The sequence below is a fragment of the Stappia sp. genome, from assembly GCF_040110915.1.
In the GTDB taxonomy this organism is placed as follows: Bacteria; Pseudomonadota; Alphaproteobacteria; order Rhizobiales; family Stappiaceae; genus Stappia.
Window position 1 is genome coordinate 4,211,111 of sequence record NZ_CP157793.1, and the last position, 18,608, is coordinate 4,229,718.

At 70.4% G+C, this 18,608-nt stretch carries 15 protein-coding genes; 3 read left to right on the forward strand and 12 right to left on the reverse strand.

Going from position 1 to position 18,608, the window contains the following annotated elements:
* Window positions 1-39: 39 nt before the first annotated feature.
* The gene (locus ABL312_RS18880; RefSeq protein WP_349358942.1) at window positions 40-297 is read right to left on the reverse strand and encodes a DUF1150 family protein; all 258 of its coding nucleotides are present in this window, start codon (window positions 295-297) and stop codon (window positions 40-42) included.
* Window positions 298-410: 113 nt separating this feature from the next.
* Entirely contained in the window at window positions 411-839 is a 429-nt protein-coding gene (locus ABL312_RS18885; protein ID WP_349358943.1) for an Hsp20 family protein, read from the reverse strand.
* Between the two features lie 291 nt (window positions 840-1,130).
* Here ABL312_RS18885 and ABL312_RS18890 point away from each other — a divergent pair, with 291 nt between their 5' ends.
* Window positions 1,131-2,315, forward strand: coding sequence for a cation:proton antiporter (locus tag ABL312_RS18890; RefSeq protein WP_349358944.1), 1,185 nt, complete (start codon window positions 1,131-1,133; stop codon window positions 2,313-2,315).
* 18 nt (window positions 2,316-2,333) lie between these two features.
* Here ABL312_RS18890 and modC read toward each other — a convergent pair whose 3' ends face one another.
* The 5 genes from modC to ABL312_RS18915 form a co-directional block, all read right to left on the reverse strand.
* Complete coding sequence (modC, locus tag ABL312_RS18895) at window positions 2,334-3,488, reverse strand: molybdenum ABC transporter ATP-binding protein (protein ID WP_349358945.1); 1,155 nt, start codon at window positions 3,486-3,488, stop codon at window positions 2,334-2,336.
* Window positions 3,485-4,183 carry a molybdate ABC transporter permease subunit gene (modB, locus tag ABL312_RS18900; RefSeq protein ID WP_349358946.1) on the reverse strand — a complete coding sequence of 233 codons (699 nt, stop codon included), beginning with the start codon at window positions 4,181-4,183 and terminating at the stop codon, window positions 3,485-3,487. Before modB ends, modC begins: the two co-directional genes overlap by 4 nt.
* Window positions 4,184-4,255: 72 nt before the next feature.
* Window positions 4,256-5,047, reverse strand: coding sequence for a molybdate ABC transporter substrate-binding protein (gene modA, locus ABL312_RS18905; protein ID WP_349358947.1), 792 nt, complete (start codon window positions 5,045-5,047; stop codon window positions 4,256-4,258).
* Window positions 5,048-5,155: 108 nt separating this feature from the next.
* On the reverse strand, window positions 5,156-5,581 hold the full coding sequence (locus ABL312_RS18910) for a LysR family transcriptional regulator (protein ID WP_349358948.1): 426 nt from the start codon (window positions 5,579-5,581) through the stop codon (window positions 5,156-5,158).
* Window positions 5,578-6,519, reverse strand: a complete 942-nt coding sequence (locus ABL312_RS18915; RefSeq protein WP_349358949.1) for a LysR family transcriptional regulator — start codon at window positions 6,517-6,519, stop codon at window positions 5,578-5,580. The genes ABL312_RS18910 and ABL312_RS18915 overlap by 4 nt, the downstream gene beginning before the upstream one ends.
* Before the next feature lie 100 nt (window positions 6,520-6,619).
* On the opposite strand from ABL312_RS18915, the gene ABL312_RS18920 reads away from it, so the two are divergent.
* Together ABL312_RS18920 and ABL312_RS18925 are read left to right on the forward strand one after the other, a co-directional pair.
* Window positions 6,620-8,236 carry a proton-conducting transporter membrane subunit gene (locus ABL312_RS18920; protein WP_349358950.1) on the forward strand — a complete coding sequence of 539 codons (1,617 nt, stop codon included), beginning with the start codon at window positions 6,620-6,622 and terminating at the stop codon, window positions 8,234-8,236.
* Window positions 8,237-8,283: 47 nt separating this feature from the next.
* Complete coding sequence (locus ABL312_RS18925) at window positions 8,284-10,776, forward strand: DUF2309 domain-containing protein (RefSeq protein ID WP_349358951.1); 2,493 nt, start codon at window positions 8,284-8,286, stop codon at window positions 10,774-10,776.
* Between the two features lie 293 nt (window positions 10,777-11,069).
* Here the strand turns inward: ABL312_RS18925 and ABL312_RS18930 are convergent, their stop codons facing one another.
* From ABL312_RS18930 to ABL312_RS18950, 5 genes are all read right to left on the reverse strand, one after another.
* Window positions 11,070-12,872, reverse strand: a complete 1,803-nt coding sequence (locus ABL312_RS18930; protein ID WP_349358952.1) for an NAD(P)/FAD-dependent oxidoreductase — start codon at window positions 12,870-12,872, stop codon at window positions 11,070-11,072.
* A 382-nt stretch (window positions 12,873-13,254) separates the two neighbouring features.
* Entirely contained in the window at window positions 13,255-15,237 is a 1,983-nt protein-coding gene (locus ABL312_RS18935; RefSeq protein ID WP_349358953.1) for a sigma-54-dependent Fis family transcriptional regulator, read from the reverse strand.
* 128 nt (window positions 15,238-15,365) lie between these two features.
* Complete coding sequence (gene pdxH / locus ABL312_RS18940) at window positions 15,366-16,010, reverse strand: pyridoxamine 5'-phosphate oxidase (protein ID WP_349358954.1); 645 nt, start codon at window positions 16,008-16,010, stop codon at window positions 15,366-15,368.
* Window positions 16,011-16,157: 147 nt separating this feature from the next.
* The gene (locus ABL312_RS18945; protein ID WP_349358955.1) at window positions 16,158-17,012 is read right to left on the reverse strand and encodes a universal stress protein; all 855 of its coding nucleotides are present in this window, start codon (window positions 17,010-17,012) and stop codon (window positions 16,158-16,160) included.
* An 18-nt stretch (window positions 17,013-17,030) separates the two neighbouring features.
* On the reverse strand, window positions 17,031-18,515 hold the full coding sequence (locus ABL312_RS18950; protein WP_349358956.1) for a SulP family inorganic anion transporter: 1,485 nt from the start codon (window positions 18,513-18,515) through the stop codon (window positions 17,031-17,033).
* Window positions 18,516-18,608: the final 93 nt, after the last annotated feature.

Consider the following 18,608-nt stretch of genomic DNA (forward strand, 5'->3'; position numbering starts at 1 on the left):
TTTTGGCCGCCGTCTGGCTCTCCGGCCGGCTTCCGGGCCTCAGTGCAGGGCTACCGTGTCCAGATCGTGCTCGGCCGCATTGGCCAGCGCCACATCCTTGCTGTCGCTCAGCATGATCGGCGTGCCGTCGGCATTGAGCAGCACCCAGAGCTGCAGGCCGGACGCCATTTTCGGCGCCTCGGGAAACAGCGTGGAGAGATCGTCGGAGGTCATCGGCTTGACGTAGGCGATCTCGCCCGCGCCAAGCGCCTTGAACTCGCCGGGATTCATGGCCTGACGTTCAATGTCTCGGATCATTGCGTCGTTCCTTCCGTGATGGCCGGCTCGCGTGGCGAGCCGCCGGTCCCGCATAGTCTGGTTACGCACCCGCGCCGGTACTGGACCGGTGGGCGTGTGTTCAGGGGTCGGGATCAGTCGCGCGCGTCGATCTCGATGCGGCGAACGATCTTTTCCGGTTCCGGTCGGGTGAGGTCGATCGACAACAGGCCGTCCTTGAGCTCGGCACCGAGAACCTCGATGCCTTCCGCGAGAACGAAGGCCCGCTGGAACTGCCGGGCGGCGATGCCGCGATGCAGGAATTGACGGGACTTGTCGTCCTCCTGCCGTCCGCGGATCACGAGCTGGCTTTCCTCGATCGAGACGTCGAGTTGATCGCGGGTGAAGCCCGCCACCGCCAGGGTGATACGGATGATATCGCCGTGGGTCTCGGTCTTGGAAAGGCGCTCGATGTTATACGGCGGATAGCCGTCGTTGGCGCCCTTGCTGACCCGGTCCAGCACCCGCTCGATGTCCTCGAAGCCGAGGAGCAGCGGCGAGGAAAACGCAGACATGCGCGTCATGTGCTCAAAGCCCTTGTTCAAAGCGGCCTGTCTTCGAAACGCCTCGCCCGGCCGGTCGCGGCCGACAAGCGGGACATCCCTGTGCGCCGGACCCGACATCGGCATCCGGCCGGGGCTGCCGCCCCGTTTCGGTGTTTATATGGCTGTTTCGCGCGGGCGTTTCAAGAAAGCGCGAAATCCGCGCTTGGCGGGGCGCGGGCGGTGCGGCTTGATCCTCGGCGCTCGCACGGTAGGGTCTGGTCGACCTCTCGCCCCTTGCCGCGCCGCGTCGCCGAGCCGAACAGGACCACAATGGATCTGAGTCTTCCCCTCATCACCTTCGGCCTTCTGGTGCTGGCGGGTCTCGCCATCGACGGGCTCGGCCGGCTGACGCGTCTGCCGCGCATCACGCTGCTGGTGCTCTTCGGGATCGCCGTCGGACCGTCGGGGGCCGATCTGCTGGCGATCGACACCGAAGGCTGGCGCGATGTCGTCGCCGCCGTGACGCTCACCATGATCGCCTTCCTGCTTGGTGGCGAACTTTCGCGCGACCGGCTGCGGGCGCATGGTCGGGCGATCCTCGCGGTCTCCGCGGCGGTGATGGTCGGCTCCTTCGCGATTGTCGCCGGCGGGCTGGCGCTGGCCGGCGTGCCGGTGGCGCTTGCGTTGTTGCTGGCGGGCGTCGGGCTTGCGACCGACCCGGCCGCGACCCGCGACGTGGTGCGTCAGGTCCGCGCCGACGGTCCCGCGACGCGCGTGCTGCTCGGCGTCGTCGCCATCGACGATGCCTGGGGCGTCATCGCCTTTTCGCTGGTGCTGGGGGTCGTCGGCGCCGCGGGCGGACTGGAGGTCGCGCTCGTCCACGGGATGCGCGACGTGGTCGGCGCGGTGACGGTCGGCCTCGTCGTCGGCCTGCCGGCGGTCTTTCTCACCGGGCGGATCGAGCCGGGCGAGCCGACCCTGTCGGAGGCCCTCGGTCTGGTGTTGCTGATCGCCGGCATTTCGGAATGGCTCGACGTGTCGGGCCTGCTCGCCGGCATGACCGCCGGCGTGGTGATCGTGAACCTCGCCCGCCATCACGACCGGCCGTTTCACGAGATCGAACACGTGAGCTGGCCGTTTCTCATTCTCTTCTTCGTGCTGGCGGGCGCGGCGATCGATCTGGAGGCGGTGCTCGTGGCCGGCCCGCTGGGTCTCGGCTTCGTGATCCTGCGCACGCTCGGGCGCGTGGCGGGCGGTTATGCGGGCGCGCGGCTTGGCGGTCTGTCCGGCCGGCCGGCGCGTCTGCTGGGGCTGACGCTGCTGCCGCAGGCCGGCGTGGCGCTGGGCATGGCGCTCGTCGCGGCGAGCGCGGTGCCGGAGCATGCGACCACCATCATCACCGTGACGGTGGCGACCACGGTGGTGTTCGAACTCGTCGGCCCCATCGTCACGGGTCTGGTGCTGGCGCGCCTCGGCGAGACGAACCGCGCGCCCCGGGAGGCTGCCGGCGACTGAGGCGCAGATCCGGACCGGTCAGGGCCCGGCAGGATCGCGGTCGCCGCTCGACCCGTCGCCATTCCGCAGGTTGTCAGCCGGCGCGTCGCCGACCCAAACATCGGAAGGCGCGACCGCGACCGACTTCAGGATCGCGTGGCAGGCAAGCCCCGGTTCGAGGGCCAGCGCCTCCGCCGAGCGGCGGGTGATGCGCGCCAGCAGCCGGTCGCCGCCCGCCTCCAGCTGCACCACGACGCCCGGGCCTTCGCCGATGCGCAGGTCCGAGATGCGCACGTCCAGCACGTTGAGGGCCGAGATCTCCTGAGGGCGCCTGCGCGCCAGGATGATGTCATGGGCCTGGATGCGCACGCGCACGGGCGTGCCTTCTAGAGCGTCGACACGCGGCAGCACCAGCGGCCCGGCCGCCGTGTCCAGCTCGCTCAGCCCGTCGGCGCAGTGGCGGCGGATCACGGCGGAGAGCACCGCGCCGGCGTCGCGCACCCCCATCCGGCGCACCGCCTGCGGGTCGGCCAGCACCGCGCGGGGCGCACCGACGCCGGTGACGCGCCCGGCGTCGAGCGACACGACCGTCGTCGCAAGCCGGGCGACCTCGTCCACCGCGTGGCTGACGTAGAGGATCGGGATCCGCGTCTCGTCGCGCAAACGTTCCAGATAGGGCAGGATCTCCGCCTTGCGCGCGGCGTCGAGGGCGGCGAGCGGCTCGTCCATCAACAAGAGGCGCGGCGCGCACAAGAGCGCCCGGCCGATGGCGACCCGCTGCTTCTCGCCGCCCGACAGGGTGCCCGGTCGGCGGGCCAGCAGATCGCCGATGCCGAGAAGCTCGACGACCGGCGCGACATCCGTCGCCGGCACCCGGGGGCGGGCGAACCATCGCCCGTAGCTGAGGTTCTGCGCGACGGTGAGATGCGGAAAGAGCCGCCCCTCCTGAAAGACGTAGCCGATGCCGCGCCGGTGGGGCGGGCGGAAAACGCGCGTCGCGCTGTCGACCAGCACCGTGCCGTCGACGGCGATGCGGCCTTCGTCCGGGCGCAGCAGGCCGGCGACCGCGTTGACCAGTGTCGTCTTGCCCGAGCCCGAGCGGCCGAACAGGGCGGTAACGCCGGGCGGCGCGGAAAAGGCGACATCCAGCGTGAAGCCGGGGAAGGCGTGGCGGACGGCGACGTCGAGGCTCATGATCCCGAAATCCGTCTGGCGACGCGCCGCGCCACGCTTTCCGACACGAGCAGCGCCGCCATGGCGATGGCGATGGAGACGACCACCAGCCGCAGGGCCTGCTCCTCGCCGCCGGGCACCTGCAGGAAGGCGTAGATCGCGGAAGGGACCGTCTGCGTCTGTCCCGGTATGTTGGAGACGAAGGTGATGGTCGCGCCGAACTCGCCCATCGCCTTGGCGAAGGCGAGGACGGCGCCGGCGAGCACGCCGGGCAGAATGAGCGGCAGGGTGACGGTCGCGAAAACGAGCGGGCGCGCCGCGCCCAGCGTGCTGGCGGCCTGTTCGAGCTTGGGGTCGACCGCCTCGAGCGCCAGCCGGATGGCGCGCACCATCAGCGGAAATGCCATGATCGCCGCCGCCAGTGCCGCCCCCGTCCAGCGAAAGGCGAGCACCACGCCGAAATGTTCGTCGAGAAAGGCGCCGACGGGACCCGTGCGCCCGAAGGTGACCAGCAGCAGATAGCCGGTCACGACGGGGGGCAGGATGAGCGGCAGATGGACCAGGCCGTTCAGGATCTGCTTGCCGGGAAACTCCAGGCGCGCCAGCACGAAGGCGACCGCGATGCCGAAGGGCAGGCTGGCGAAGGTCGCCCAGAACGCGACGCGCAGCGACAGGGCGACGGCGGTCCATTCCTCCGGGCCGAGAAGCTCCGTCATGCGCCGCTTTCCTTGCCGGGTGGGGGGACGCGATCGGGTGTCATCGCAAGCGGACCCTCATCGAACGGCGCCTCACTCCGCAGACCGAAATCCGTGGCGCGCGAACAGCGCTGCCGCCGTTTCGCCCGTGAGAAAGGCCAGGAAGCCGGCCGCGTCCGGGTGGTCGCGCCCCGCGACCTGCGCCACGGGATAGACGATGGGGGGATGCGTGTCGGCGGGAAAGCGGGCGACGATGGAGACACTGTCAGCAGCGCCCGCGTCGGTCGCATAGACGATGCCGAATGGCGCTTCGCCGCGCGCGACCAGCGCAAGGGCGGCGCGCACATTGTCGGTCTGGGCGACCCGGTCGGCGACCGCGTCCCACAGGCCGAGGCGGGTCAGCGCCGCCTTGCCGTAGATGCCCGCCGGCACGGCATCGACCAGCGCCATCGCCAACCGCCCCTCGCCAAGGCGGGCGGCGAGGTCGGGATCGGGCGCGAGCCGCACGGGCGGTGCATCGCGGCCATGGCCGATCAGCACCAGATCGTTGCCGAGAAGATCGCGCCGCGTTTCCGGGCGGATCAGCCCGGCCGCCGCCAGATGGTCCATCCAGGCGGTGTTGGCGGAGATGAAGAGATCGGCCGGCGCGCCGGCCTCGATCTGACGCGCGAGCGCCGAACTGCCGGCGAAGGCAAGGGTCACCCGCTTGCCCGTCTCCGCCCGCCAGGCGTCCGCGACGTCCTCCAGCGCGGTCTTCAGGCTGGCGGCGGCGAAGACGGTGAGGTCGGAGGCCGCCGCGCGTCCCGTCACTCCCGTCATCAGGAGCAGCGCAAGCGCCATCGCGCGGGCGAGGGTGAGAATGCGAGAGGCGCCTTTGTGCGACATGGAGGGCTCCGGCGGAACGGGAAAGCGATATGTCCAGTGGGAAATATCGACGCGTGGCGCGGCGAAAGCAAGGGTCCTGTTGCGCCCGTATCGCGCGCCGGCGTCCGCTCAGGCGTCGGGATCCTCTGCGGCCTCGCCCGCCGGGCGTTGCGAGCGCAGCAGCGCCTGCAGGCGATCCCGGTCGGCGCGCGAGGCCCGCGCCGCCTTGGCCTCGATATCCCGGTAGAGCGCGAGCACGGTGGCGCCGGTCTCCGTCAGCCGCGCGCCGCCGCCCTGCGCGCCGCCCCGGCTGCGCGCGACCAGCGGCGCGGCGAAGGCGCCGTTGAGGGTTTCGACCAGCGTCCAGGCGCGCTTGTAGCTCATGCCCATGCGGCGCCCGGCGGCGGCGATCGAGCCGGTTTCGGCGATCCCCTCGAGCAGGTCCGCCTTGCCGGGGCCGAAGGCCACGTCCGGCTCCAGCACCAGTCTCAGGCGCAGGCCGCTGTCGTCGGCCGCGGCCGGCGCGGCGGGTGGGGTGTCGTCGGGCACGCTCATCGGGGCGAGGGTAGACCATTCGCGGCGGCAGCGGTATCGCCCGGCGCGTTGCCGGCGGCGCGCAGAAGATCCGCGACGAGCGGGTTGGGAAAGCGCCGCGCCTGGGTGACGGCGAAGAAGGTCTCGCCGAGATCCGGCAGCCGCGCGGCCTCGAGGAGACGCCCGCTGGCAAGCTCGTCCTGCACGACGATGGGCGGCACCAGCGCCAGTCCCATGTCCTCGCGCGCCAGAAGGCGCATCATCGCCATGTCGTCGACCTCGGCGGCGATGGTCGGACGCAGGCCGAGACGGTCGGTCAGCGCATCGAAGCCGGTGCGCACGCTGCTGTCGAGCGGCGGCAGGATCAGCGGATGCGCGCGGATCAGCGCGTCGAGCGCGCCTTGCGCGTGTCCTGCGTCGCCAAGGCGCGCCGGCGTGCCGACCAGACTGGCCGGCTGCTCGATCAGGCGATGGGTGATCCAGGGCGTCGCCGCATCGCGCACCGGGGTCTGGTTGACGAGGATGACGTCGAGCCGCAGCGCTTCCAGCGCCTGCAGCAGCTCGCCGAGCCCGCCGGAGCGCAGCACCACCTCCACATCCGGCCGGGTCAGGACCGGGCGCAGGAAGTTGACCTGAAAGTTGCGCGACAGCGTCGAGAGCGCCCCGACCCGCAGCACCTGGCGCGCCGGTCCACCCGTTCCGGTGAGCGTCGCCAGAAGCTCGGCCCCCGAAGCGAAGATCGCATCCGCATGGTCGAGCGCGATCCGCCCGGCCTCGGTCAGATGCAGCTGCTTGCCGCGCCGCTCGAACAGCGCGTGGCCGAGCTGGTGTTCGAGCTTCTGGATCTGCGTCGACAGCGCCGATTGCGACACGTTCAGCCGCTCCGCAGTGCGCGTGAGATTGCCCTCATGCGCGACCGCCCAGAAGTAGCGCAGGTGGTTGTAATTCAAGGCCGCCATCAATCGTTCCCTTTTGAAGAACGATAACATCCAAACAATGAATTTAATAGATATCTGTGTCTTTGCTATCCCCCGTCACCGTACTCAAACGGAGGAAGCCATGACCTCTCTCGCCGCTTTCGTGCCGCTTGCCGCCCCTCTCGCGCTTCTGGCGGCTGCTGCCGTCGCCCGCGCCCGGCCCGGCCTGAGGCCGCACCGCGCGCTTTCTCTGGTCGGCGCGGCGTCGCTGCTGGGGCTGGCCAGCGCCGTCGCCGCGCTGATCGTCCTCATCGTTGCCGGACCGTCCACCTCTCCGCTGCTGGGCGTTGCCGGCATCGGCCTGTCGCTGCGTCTCGACGCGGTGAGCGTCACCATGCTTCTGCTGGTCGCCACCGTCGGCGTCGCCGTGGTGCGCTTTTCCGTCAGCTATCTCGACGGGGACGCGCGGCAGGGCCTGTTCATGAGCCGGCTTTGCGCGACGCTCGCCGCCGTGATGCTGCTGGTGACGGCGGGCAATCTGGTCCATCTCGTCGCCGCCTGGATCGGCACCAGCCTCGCCCTGCACGGGCTGCTGGTCTTCTATGGCGACCGGCCGCGCGCCGTGCTGGCCGCGCGCAAGAAATACGTGGCCGCCCGCCTCGGCGACGGCTTTCTGATCGCCGCCGCCGTGGCGCTGGCGCTCGCCTTCGACACCACCGACATCGCGACCATTCTCGCCCAGGCTGCGACGCTGGAGACGGTGCCGGCCGGCGTGATCGCCGCCGCCGTGCTGATCGCGCTCGCCGCGCTGGTGAAGTCGGCGCAGTTTCCCACCCACGGCTGGCTGCCGGAGGTGATGGACACGCCGACGCCGGTCTCCGCGCTGCTGCATGCCGGGATCATCAACGCCGGCGGGTTTCTGGTGATCCGCTTCGCCGACGTGATGGTGCTCTCGGCCGCCTCGCTGCATCTGCTGGCGATCGTCGGCGGCTTCACCGCGCTGTTCGGCGCGGCGGTGATGCTGACCCAGACCAGCATCAAGGTCTCGATCGCCTGGTCGACCGTCGCGCAGATGGGCTTCATGCTGCTGCAATGCGGGCTCGGTCTCTTCGCGCTCGCGCTGCTGCATCTGGTCGCCCATTCGCTCTACAAGGCGCATGCCTTCCTGTCGTCGGGCGGCGCGGTCGAAACGGCGGGCGAGGCGCGTGCGCTCGCCCGGCTGGCGCCGCGCCCGGCGCATCTGGCGCTCTCCGGTGCGCTGGCACTGACGCTGGCCCTCGGTCTCGCCAGCCTCTTCTCCCTGGTCGCCGGTCCCCTGATGGGCGATGCGGTCAACACCGCGCCGCAGGCGCTGGCGCTCGGGGCCATCCTGGTGATGGGCCTGACGCTGATGATCGTGCAGGCCGCCGCCAACGGGGAGGGCCCCGCGCCCGCGCTGGCGGCGATCCTGCCCCGGGTGCTGGGCGCGGCCGGTCTGGTCACGCTCGCCTACCTTGCGCTGCATGCCGGCGTGACCGCGCTCTATGCCGCCACCCTGCCGCTACCCCCGACGCCGGATGCGCTCGGCATCGCGGTCCTGGTGCTGGCCGTCGTCTCCTTCGCGGCTGTCACGGTGCTTCAGGTGATGGAGCCGGCCCGCGCCACCCGGCCGCTGTGGCGCGCCGCGCGGGTGCATCTGGCGAACGGGCTTTACGCCAACGCGGTGTTCGACCGTCTGGTCGGCGGCTTCGACCGCCGCGCCCCCGCCGCCGACAGCTGACCGCCCCCCATCTTCCAGACTTTCCCCGTGACCGGAGGACACGACCGATGACCGCTCAACAGATTGCCGATATATCCGCCGTGCAGGCTGCGGCAAATGCCGCCGCCAAGCGGGTCGCCCCGCTCTGGCCGCTCAAGACCTTCGTTGCCGTGAATCCCTATTTCGGCCTCGCCGACAAGACCTTTGCCTCCGCCGCCACGCGGCTGGCGCGGGTGGCCGGGGCCCGCACGACGCAGGACCGGGCGGTCTATCGCGCCGCGCTCGAAGCGGGCGAAATCACGCCCGCCGATCTCCTCGCCGCCCGGCAAACGGTGGACCATCCGGACCTGCCCCGGGACGCCGAGGCGCTGGCCCGGATGGCGGCGGCCGCGCCGGCCGCGCCGCCCGAAATGCTGCCCACCATCGCCGATCTCGCCGGCGCGCGGGCGGGCAAGCTCTGGACGGAGCTTGTCACGGAGCGGATCTCGGCCCATGCGGCGGCCTTCTTCGACGAGGGCCAGGCCGGCTGGACCTCGCCGGTGAAGGGCGACGGCCTTTATGCCGGCTGGCGGGCGGAAGCGGCGATCGACCGGACGCCGGATCTCGCCGGGCTGAAGGGGGCGCGGGCCGCCATCGCGCGGCTGCCGGAGACGCCGGAGGCGGTGCTGGCGGCCGCCGCTTCGACCCTCGGGCTCGAAGGTGCGGCGCTCGAACTCTACTTCCATCGGCTTTTGATGAGCGTCGGCGGCTGGGCGGCTTACGCCCGGCACAAGGTCTGGCAGAGCGAGCTGGCCGGCGAGAGCGATCCGACGCTGATCGAGCTGCTGGCCATCCGGGCCGGCTGGGATCTGGCGATCCTGGAGGCTGACGCGCGGCTGGGCGAGACCTGGCAGTCGGCGCGCGCGGCCTATGCGGCACCCGATGCGCCGGATGCCGACCTTGCGCTCGACTGCCTGCTGCAGGCCGCCTTCGACCGGGCGGCCGAGCGGCGGCTGGCGGCGACCTTCGCGCGCACGGCGACGGCCTCCGCGCCAGACGCGGACAGCGACCTGGACACGGGCGCGGGCACCCGCAAGGCGGTGCAGGCGGTCTTCTGCATCGACGTGCGCTCGGAAGTCTATCGCCGCGCGCTGGAGAGCGTCGCGCCCCGGGTCGAGACCATCGGCTTCGCCGGCTTCTTCGGCTTTGCCATCGAATATGTCCGCTTCGGCGAGACCAGGGGCGCGGCGCAATGCCCGGTCCTGCTCACGCCGCAGAAGCTCGTGTGCGAGGCGGTCGACGGGGCGGACGAGGGCGCCATCGCGCGGCGGCTGACCGAGCGTGGTCTGACCGCGCGGATCGGCGCGGCCTGGTCCTCGTTCAAGCTCGCCGCCGTCTCCTCCTTCGCCTTCGTCGAGACGCTGGGCCTTGCCTATCTCGGCAAGCTGGTGACGGACGGGCTCGGCCTGCGCGCCTCGGCCGATGGCGATCCGGCGCTCAAGCCGCAGATCGCTCCGGGCGAGATCGCCGGACGGGCAAGCGGTTTCTCGCTGGCCGAGCGGATCGACGCGGCCGAGGGCGTGCTGAAGGCGATGTCGCTGACCGAAAACTTCGCCCGGCTGGTGCTGCTCGCCGGTCACGGGTCGACCACGGTCAACAATCCGCATGCCAGCGGCCTCGACTGCGGCGCCTGCGGCGGTCACACCGGCGAGGCCAACGCCCGCGTCGGCGCCGCCATCCTGAACGATCCGCAGGTGCGCGAAGGCCTCGCCGAACGCGGGATCGCGATCCCGACCGACACGGTGTTTCTCGCCGGCCTGCACGACACGACGACGGACCGGCTGACGCTCTTCGACCGGGACAGCGTGCCGGCGTCGCACGCCGGGGACGTGGCGGATCTGCTGCGCTGGGCGGAGGACGCGGGCCGGCTGACGCGGGCGGAGCGGGCCGGCCGGCTGCCGCTCGCGCCGGGCGCGGATGCGCAGACGGGCGTCCTGGCGCGGGCCGCCAACTGGGCGGAGACCCGGCCCGAGTGGGGGCTTGCCGGCTGTTCCTCCTTCATCGCGGCGCCGCGCGGGCGCACCGCCGCCCTCGATCTCGGCGGCTCGGCCTTCCTGCACAGCTACGACTGGCGCAAGGATACCGGCTTCGGCACGCTGGAGCTGATCCTCACCGCGCCGGTGGTCGTCGCCAGCTGGATCAATCTCCAGTATTACGCCTCCAGCGTCGACAATGCCGTCTTCGGCAGCGGCAACAAGGTGCTGCACAATGTGGTCGGCGGCATCGGCGTGCTGGAAGGCGGCGGCGGCGATCTTCGGGTCGGCCTGCCGTGGCAATCCGTGCATGACGGCGAAAGGCTCATGCATGCGCCGAAGCGCCTCAAGGTGGTGGTGGAGGCGCCGCAGGAGGCGATCCTCGACGTGATCGCCCGCCATGCGCTGCTGCGGGACCTCTTCGACAACGGCTGGGTGACGCTCTTCGCGCTCGGCGAGGACGGGCGGATCGCCGCGCGCTACGCGGGCGAGCTGACGTTTGAGACCCTGCCGGCCACGGAGGCGGATCCGGTCGCGCACGCCGCCTGAGGCGCGGGTCAGACGGGCGCTTGCCGGGTCCTTGCCGAGCCCTCGCCGAGCCCTGGCGGCGCCCGTGTCCCCGCCGTCTTCGACGGAGCTCCCCGATACCGGCTCTCGCTTGGCGCTCGGCCGGTATGACGAAAGATGGGGTGTGAAACGCCACACCCCGGCGTCTTCCCGGGCAAGGCGAAGCCGCGACCCGGGATCGGGGAGGCACGAACGGCCCGATGAGCCCGTGACCACACGCGAAACGGGCGCGGGGGAGATCCCCCGCGCCCGCATCCTTTTGCGCTTTCGGCGGATCACCGGCCGAGGTGATGCACCTCCTGCAGGCCGTAGACGGGGGTGGAGATCCCTTCCATCCGCGCCTTGAGCTGCAGCGCCAGATACAGCGAATAGTGGCGCGACTGGTGCAGGTTGCCGCCGTGGAACCACAGCGCCTCGACCTGGGTCGGCTTCCACATGTTGCGCTGCTCGCCCTCCCAGGGGCCGGGGTCCTTGGGCGTGTCGGAGCCGAGCCCCCAGCATTTGCCGACCTTGTCGGCCACCTCCTGGCTGATGAGATCGGCGGCCCAGCCGTTCATCGAGCCGTAGCCGGTGGCGTAGACGATGACATCGGCGGGCAGCTCCGTGCCGTCGTCGAGCTTGACGCCGGTCTCGGTGATCTCGCTCACCTGACCGGCCTTGAGCTTGATCTCGCCGTCGATGATCAGCTGGCTGGCGCCGACGTCGATGTAGTAGCCCGACCCCCGGCGCAGATACTTCATGAAGAGGCCCGAGCCGTCCGCCCCCCAGTCGAGCTGGAAACCGGCCTTCTCCAGGCCCGCGTAGAAGTCGGCGTCGCGCTTCCGCATCTCGTCGTAAAGCGGGATCTGGAACTCGTGCATGATCCTGTAGGGCAGCGAGGCGAAGATCATGTCCGCCTTCTGCGTGGTCATGCCGTTGGCCACCGCTTCTTCCGAGTAGAGCGCGCCGAGGCCCACCTCCATCAGCGTGTCGGAGCGCACGATATGGGTGGAGGAGCGCTGCACCATGGTGACGTCGACATCGTGCTCCCAGAGCGCGGCGCAGATGTCATGCGCGGAATTGTTGGAGCCGATCACCACGGCCTTCTTGCCCGTGTAGGCGTCCGGTCCGGGATGCTGCGAGGAATGGTGCTGGTCGCCCTTGAAGCGCTCCATGCCGGGGAAGTTCGGGACGTTGGCCTTGCCTGACATGCCGGTGGCCAGCACCAGCTGCTTGGGCCGCAGCACGATTTCCTCGCCGTCACGCTCCACCGTGACGACCCATTCGCCGGCCTTGTCGTCGTAACGGGCGGACTTGGCGGTGGTCGAGGACCAGTAGTTCAGCTCCATGATGCGGGTGTACATCTCCAGCCAGTCGCCGATCTTGTCCTTCGGCGCGAAGACCGGCCAGTTGGGCGGGAACGGTAGATAGGGCAGGTGGTCGTACCAGACCGGATCGTGCAGACACAGCGACTTGTAGCGCTTGCGCCAGCTGTCGCCGGCGCGTTCGTTGCGCTCGATGATCAGCGTCGGCACGCCAAGCTGGCGCAGCCGCGCGCCGAGCGCGATGCCGCCCTGGCCGCCGCCGATGATCACCACATAGGGCTGGGTGGTGTAGCCGAGCGTGCGGGCCTCCTCGTCGCGCTCCTCCTTCCAGGTCTTGCGGTGCTTGCCCGCGCCGTGCTTGGCGCCGAGCGGGCGTTCGTAGCCGAGCGGCTCCTCATGGCCCTTGAGTTCGGTCATCGACGTGAGCAATGTCCAGATCAGCCCGTCCTTGAGGCGCACCAGCCCGAAACCGCGCGCCACCTCGGTCTCGAAGGTCAGCCAGGCGGTCACCACGCCGGCGTCCTCGCTCGCGTCCTCACCGTCGGCGAGCGTCCAGTTGGCCGGGCTCACCTTGTCGAGTTGGGCGCTCAGCATGTCGCGGATCTGGTCCTTGCCCTCCATCGTCCGGATGTTCCAGGTGAAGCTGACAAGGTCGCGCCAGTAGCAATCGTCCTGAAAAAGCGCCAGCGCGGCGTCGATGTCGCGGGCGGCCAGCGCCTCGTCGAGCGACGAGAGCACGCCTTGCGCGCGGGCGTTGGGCGATGTGTCGAGCATGGAAAGATCTCCCTAGACGTTTTGGGGTCGATGCAAGGCGCGTCGCCGTCTCTTGCGGACGGTCGCGGCGCTGTTGCATGCCGACGTTGCGGCGCCGACAGTTCCGCAAGTTGCGTGCCAGTCGCCGGCGCGCGGCGTCCGGCCGGCCAGGCCCTTGAAAAGTCGGAAGAGATGCGCGCCGGACAGTCGGGGAAAGAGGCGGGTCTGTTGCAGGCCCGCGCCCGTGCCCGCAACAGTGTTGCAACCCGCCGCCACAGTCGCCCGCCACACATCGGAGCCCGCGCGCCGCAAGCCGCGCTGCGCCCGAACGCTCAGGCGCACGCGTGTCGCGTCATTCGGGGGCGATGCGCGGTGGCGCGTCCGGTGGGAAGTTCGGGGCGCGTCAGGTGCTCAGGCCGAAGCGGCGCATCCGCCGGTAGACCGTCGTGCGGTCGACGCCGAGGGCGCGGGCGGCGGCGCTGATGTTGCCGTCGGCCGTCTCGAGCGCCCGGACCAGCGCGCCGATCTGCGCGTCGCTGCGCCGGTCCGCCTGCGAGGCCGCGGCGGCGGGCAGGCCGCAGCGGTCGACGGGCGGGATCGGATGTTCGGGCAGGGCGCCCGCCGTCAGGCGTTCGGCAAGCGGCGCCGGCAGGTCGGCGGGCGTGATGGTGGCGTCGTCGCAGAGCGCGGCGGCGACCTCGAGCGTGTTGCGCAACTCGCGGATGTTGCCCGGCCACGCGCGGCGGATCAGCGCCAGCCGCGCGGCCGGGTCGAGGCGCGGACGCGTCCGCCCGCTCCGGCCGATGTCGTCGAGCAGCCGGTCGACCAGCCACTCGAAATCCGTGCGCGCGCGCAGCGGCGGCAGGTCCAGCGTCGCCGCCGCCAGGCGGTAGAAGAGATCCTTGCGAAAGGCGCCGCAAGCGGCAAGCTCGGCCAGGTCCCGGTTGGTCGCGGAGATCGTCTTGATCCGCACCGGCCGGGCGCGCGCCTCGCCGAGCCGCGTCACCTCGCCTTCCGACAGCACCCGCAGCAGGCGGCCTTGCAGGGCCAGCGGCATGTCGCCGATCTCGTCGAGAAACAGCACGCCGCCGTCGGCCTCCTCGATCAGGCCGGGACGGCCCTTCGACAGCGCCCCGGAGAAGGCCCCGGCCGCATGGCCGAACAATTCGCCCTCGATGAGCGTCTCGGGGATGGCCGCGCAATTGACGGCGACGAAGGGCCCGGGCCGCTTGCGGCTGGCATGCAGCGCGCGGGCCAGCCGCTCCTTTCCGGTGCCGGTCTCGCCGGCGATCAGGATCGGCAGATCAGTGTCGGCCAGCCGAGTCGCCTTGGCCTGGACCGCGCGGATGGCGGTGTCCGCCTCGCCGAGCGCCTTGAGGGCGGCGGGCAGGGTCGGCGTGCCGGGCCGAGCCGGCGCGCGGACCGGGGTCGGCGCAATGGCATGGCAATAGATCGCCGAACCGTCCTTGAGCCGGGCGACGCGCTCTTCCGCCGGCAGGCTGCGGGTGAGCGCGGGCAGGTCGTCGACCGCCATGTCGAAGAAGTCGGACAGCGGCGCGCCGATCAGGCTTTGCGCCAGCGTGTCGGGGGTGCGCGCGTCGAGACCGCCGACCCGCGCCAGCAGCGTGGCCGCGCCATGGGTGAAGCCGAGGATCCGTCCGCCGGCGTCGAGCGCCACGGCCGCTTCCGGATCGACGTCCAGAAAGTCCGGCGCATGGGCGAGGCGCAGCACCCAGTCGCGGCGCATGGTCGCCATCAGGTTGGCGAGTTCGATGCGCCGCGCCGAGCGGCTGACGAGATTGAGCGCCAGGTTCTGGCTGATCTTGGGCTGGGGCGAGCGCAGCAGCGAGATGTCGAGCACGGCGGTGAGCTGGCCCGTCGTGTCGAAGATCGGCGCGGCCGTGCAGCTCAGCGGCGTATGGGCGACGTTGAAATGATCGTCCTGGTGAATGGTCATCGCCTCGCCGGTGGCGATGCAGGCGCCGACGCCGCAGGTGCCGGCGAGATCCTCCGACCAGTCGGCGCCGAGATAGAGACCGGCGCGGCGCAGCTCGTCCTCGAAGGCGGGATCGCCGAAAAAGTCGACGGTGACGCCCGCGCGGTCGGCCAGCAGCAGCACGTAGTTCTGCCCGGCGACCTGACGGAACAGATCCTCCACGCCGCTGCGCGCGATGGAAATCAGCCGTTCCGATTGCTCGCGGTGCTCGCGCAGCCGCGTGTCGGGCACGATGTAGGCCGGTTGCGCGCGCGCCGGGTCGAGCCCGTGGTCGTTGACGCAGCGTTTCCAGCTGTCGACGACGATGGTGTCGCGGGCCGAGGCCGCGCCGTTGAGGACCTGTTCGATCTCGCTGACATGCGTCGTCGCGACGCGGTGCGTCCCGCCCATGGCGCGTCCCTCCCCGGGGTGTTTCGACCCAAGCTCTCAAGAGGGATCTTGATCGTCCCTTCCCTTGAGGAAAGCACGGCGGGGACGGCTGCGTAAAGGGCGGCGGTTGCACCCCCCGCCGGGAGAGGTCAGGGGTAGAGGCGTTCGGTCGTCCAGGAGCCGTCCGGCCGGTCGCGGCGGAAGACGTGGCGGTCGTGCAGGCGGAAGGGCTTGTCCATCCAGAACTCGATATAGACCGGGCGGATGCGGTAACCGGTCCAATGCGCCGGGCGCGGCACCTCGCCGAAGCCGAAGCGCGCGGCCTCGCGCGCCACCGCCTTTTCCAGCGCGAAGCGGCTTTCCAGCGGCCGCGACTGCTGGCTCGCCCAGGCGCCGATGCGGCTGTCGCGGGCCCGCGAGGCGAAATAGGCGTCGGCCTCCGCATCGTCCACGAACTCGACGGGCCCGCGAAAGCGCACCTGCCGGCGCAGCGATTTCCAGTGCAGCACGCCGGCGGCCTGCATGTTTTCCGAAAGTTCCCGGCCCTTCTGGGATTCGGTGTTGGTGTAGAAGACGAAACCCGTCTCGTCGAACTCCTTCAGCAGCACCATGCGCACGTCCGGCAGTCCGTCGGCGCCCGCCGTGGCAAGCGCCATGGCGTTCGGGTCGTTGGGCTCTTTCGTTTCTGCAAGCGACAGCCATTCGCCGAACAGCGTGAACGGATCGCCCGCGGCGACCCGGCTCTCCACGTCCTGAAGCGTGGCGTCGTCGTGCAGATCGGGATCCTGGGTCATGGCTGGCTCATTCTGTCGAAACGGGATGTCGAAGCGGGGCGGGGCGAAGGCGGGCGCGGGCCGTGCACCAAGGCAGCCGCCCGCATCCTCGCAGTTATAGCGTGCCGCGCGGCCCGTTCCAGCCCCGCCCGGTCCGGCGGTCTCGCCTCAGCGGAACAGCAGGATCGGGATCTTGCAGGAGCGGATCATCTCCGTCGTCGTCGAGCCGATGATGAAGGAGCGGATGCGCGAGTGGCCGTAGGCGCCCATCACCAGCAGGTCGATGTCGTCTGCCTCCACCCGCTCGGCGATCACCGCCTCGGGCTGCCCCTGGACCACCGCGACGCTTGCTTCGTGACCGCCGGCGGCGAGCGTCGCGCGGGCGTCCTCGAGCTTCTTGCGGGTGTCGGGCGTGTCCGCGCCGACGCTCACAAGCCGGATGTCGAGGCCGGAGAAGAGCGGGCTGCGGGCGATGTGATCGACGGCCTTGAGGCTGCTCGGGCCGCCGTCGAAGGCGACGAGCACCCGGGTGATCGGCTTGAAGGCCCGGGCGGCGACGAACACCGGCTTGGTGGAGCTGCGCACGATCCGCTCCAGGTTGGAGCCGAGGTGCAGCCTGGCGAAATCCGCCGCCTCGCCGCGCTTGCCGACGATCAGGAGGTCCGCGTCGGCCTCCACCTCGGCCAGCGTCTCGACGATGTCGCCGACGCGCAGCCGTGCGGTCACCTCGCTGACGCCGTCTTCCGCGAGCACCGCCTCGGCATCCTCCAGGATGGCGCGGCCGCGCTTCTGGGCGAGTTTCGCCATCTGCGCGTCGAGATCGGCAAGCTCGTTGAGCAGGGCAGTGCGTGCCCCCAGCGCGATATTGCCCGACAGATCGCTCTCGCCGCCCTCGCTGTGGCGGTGGGAGAGCACGTGCAGCAGCTCGACGCGGGCGTCGCTGCGCGTCGCGATCCAGGCGGCGTGATCGCACACGCTTCTGGAGTAGAGGGAGCCGTCAACCAGCGCGATGAGGGTCGTCATGGGTCCGTCTCCTGACACTCAGTGGCCCATCAGGCGCTCGAGCGCGCCCGGCTTGTCGTGAATGGCGAGCTTGTCGACGATGGTCTCGCTCGCCTCGTTGATGCCGACGATCTCGACCTCCGCGCCGTCGCGGCGGAACTTGAGCACGGCCATGTCCAGCGCGGCAACCGCCGAAATGTCCCAGATATGCGCCCGGCTGACGTCGATGGTGACCCGCTCCAGCACCTCCTTGAAGTCGAAGGCGGCCGAGAATTCCTCGGCGGAGGCGAAGAACAGCTGGCCCTCGACGACATAGGTGCGTGCCCGTCCGTCGGCCGACAGGGTCGAGGTGACGCGGAACAGCTGGGCGATCTTCCACGCGAAGAAGATGCCCGACAGCAGCACGCCGATGACGACGCCGATGGCCAGATTGTGCGTGACCACGACGCCGGCCACCGTCGCCAGCATGACGACGGAGGAGGAGCGCGGGTGGTCCTTGAGGTTCCTGATCGAGGACCAGGAGAAGGTGCCGATCGACACCATGATCATGATCGCGACCAGCGCCGGCATGGGGATCTGCTTCACCCAGTCACCGAGCACCACGATCAGGAACAGCAGGATCACGCCGGCGGCGAAGGTCGACAGACGGCCGCGCCCACCGGACTTCACGTTGATCATCGACTGGCCGATCATGGCGCAGCCGGCCATGCCGCCGATGAAGCCGGTGGCGGTGTTGGCAAGCCCCTGGCCGATGCACTCCTGGTTCTTGTCGCTGTTCGTGTCGGTGAGATCGTCGACGATGGAGGCCGTCATCAGGCTTTCCAGCAGGCCCACGGCGGCCACGCCGGCCGAATAGGGCAGGATGATCATCAAGGTTTCCAGCGTCAGCGGAATGTCGGGAATGAGGAAGACCGGCAGCGTGTCCGGCAGTTCGCCCATGTCGCCGACGGTGCGCACGTCGAGGCCGAAGCCGATGGCGATCGCGGTGAGCACGATGATGCACACGAGCGGCGAGGGCACCGCCGTCGTCAGGCGCGGGAACAGATAGATGATGGCGAGCCCGGCGGCGACCATCACGTAGGTGAGCCAGGGAACGCCGATCAGTTCCGGCAGCTGCGCCATGAAGATCAGGATGGCGAGCGCATTGACGAAGCCGGTCATCACCGAGCGCGAGACGAAGCGCATCACCGCGCCGAGCTTCAGCAGTCCGGCGCCGATCTGCAGCAGGCCGGCGAGCACCGTGGCGGCGAGCAGATACTCAAGGCCGTGTTCCTTGACCAGCGTGACCATGAGCACGGCGGTCGCGGCGGTGGCGGCCGAGATCATGCCGGGCCGGCCGCCGGTGATCGCGGTGATCACGGCGATGGAAAAGGAGGCATAGAGGCCGACCTTCGGGTCGACGCCGGCGATGATGGAAAAGGCGATCGCCTCGGGAATGAGCGCGAGGGCGACGACCAGGCCGGCGAGCAGATCGCGGCGCACATTGCCGGTCCACTGGTCGCGATACGCGAGAAGGGAGAACATGGAAAATCCTGTCTGGCGTCGGGCCCCGGATGCGGGGCGCATGGGGCGGGCGCATCGCTTGGCGCCGCACGTGCAAGGGGCATCCGGTGCGGC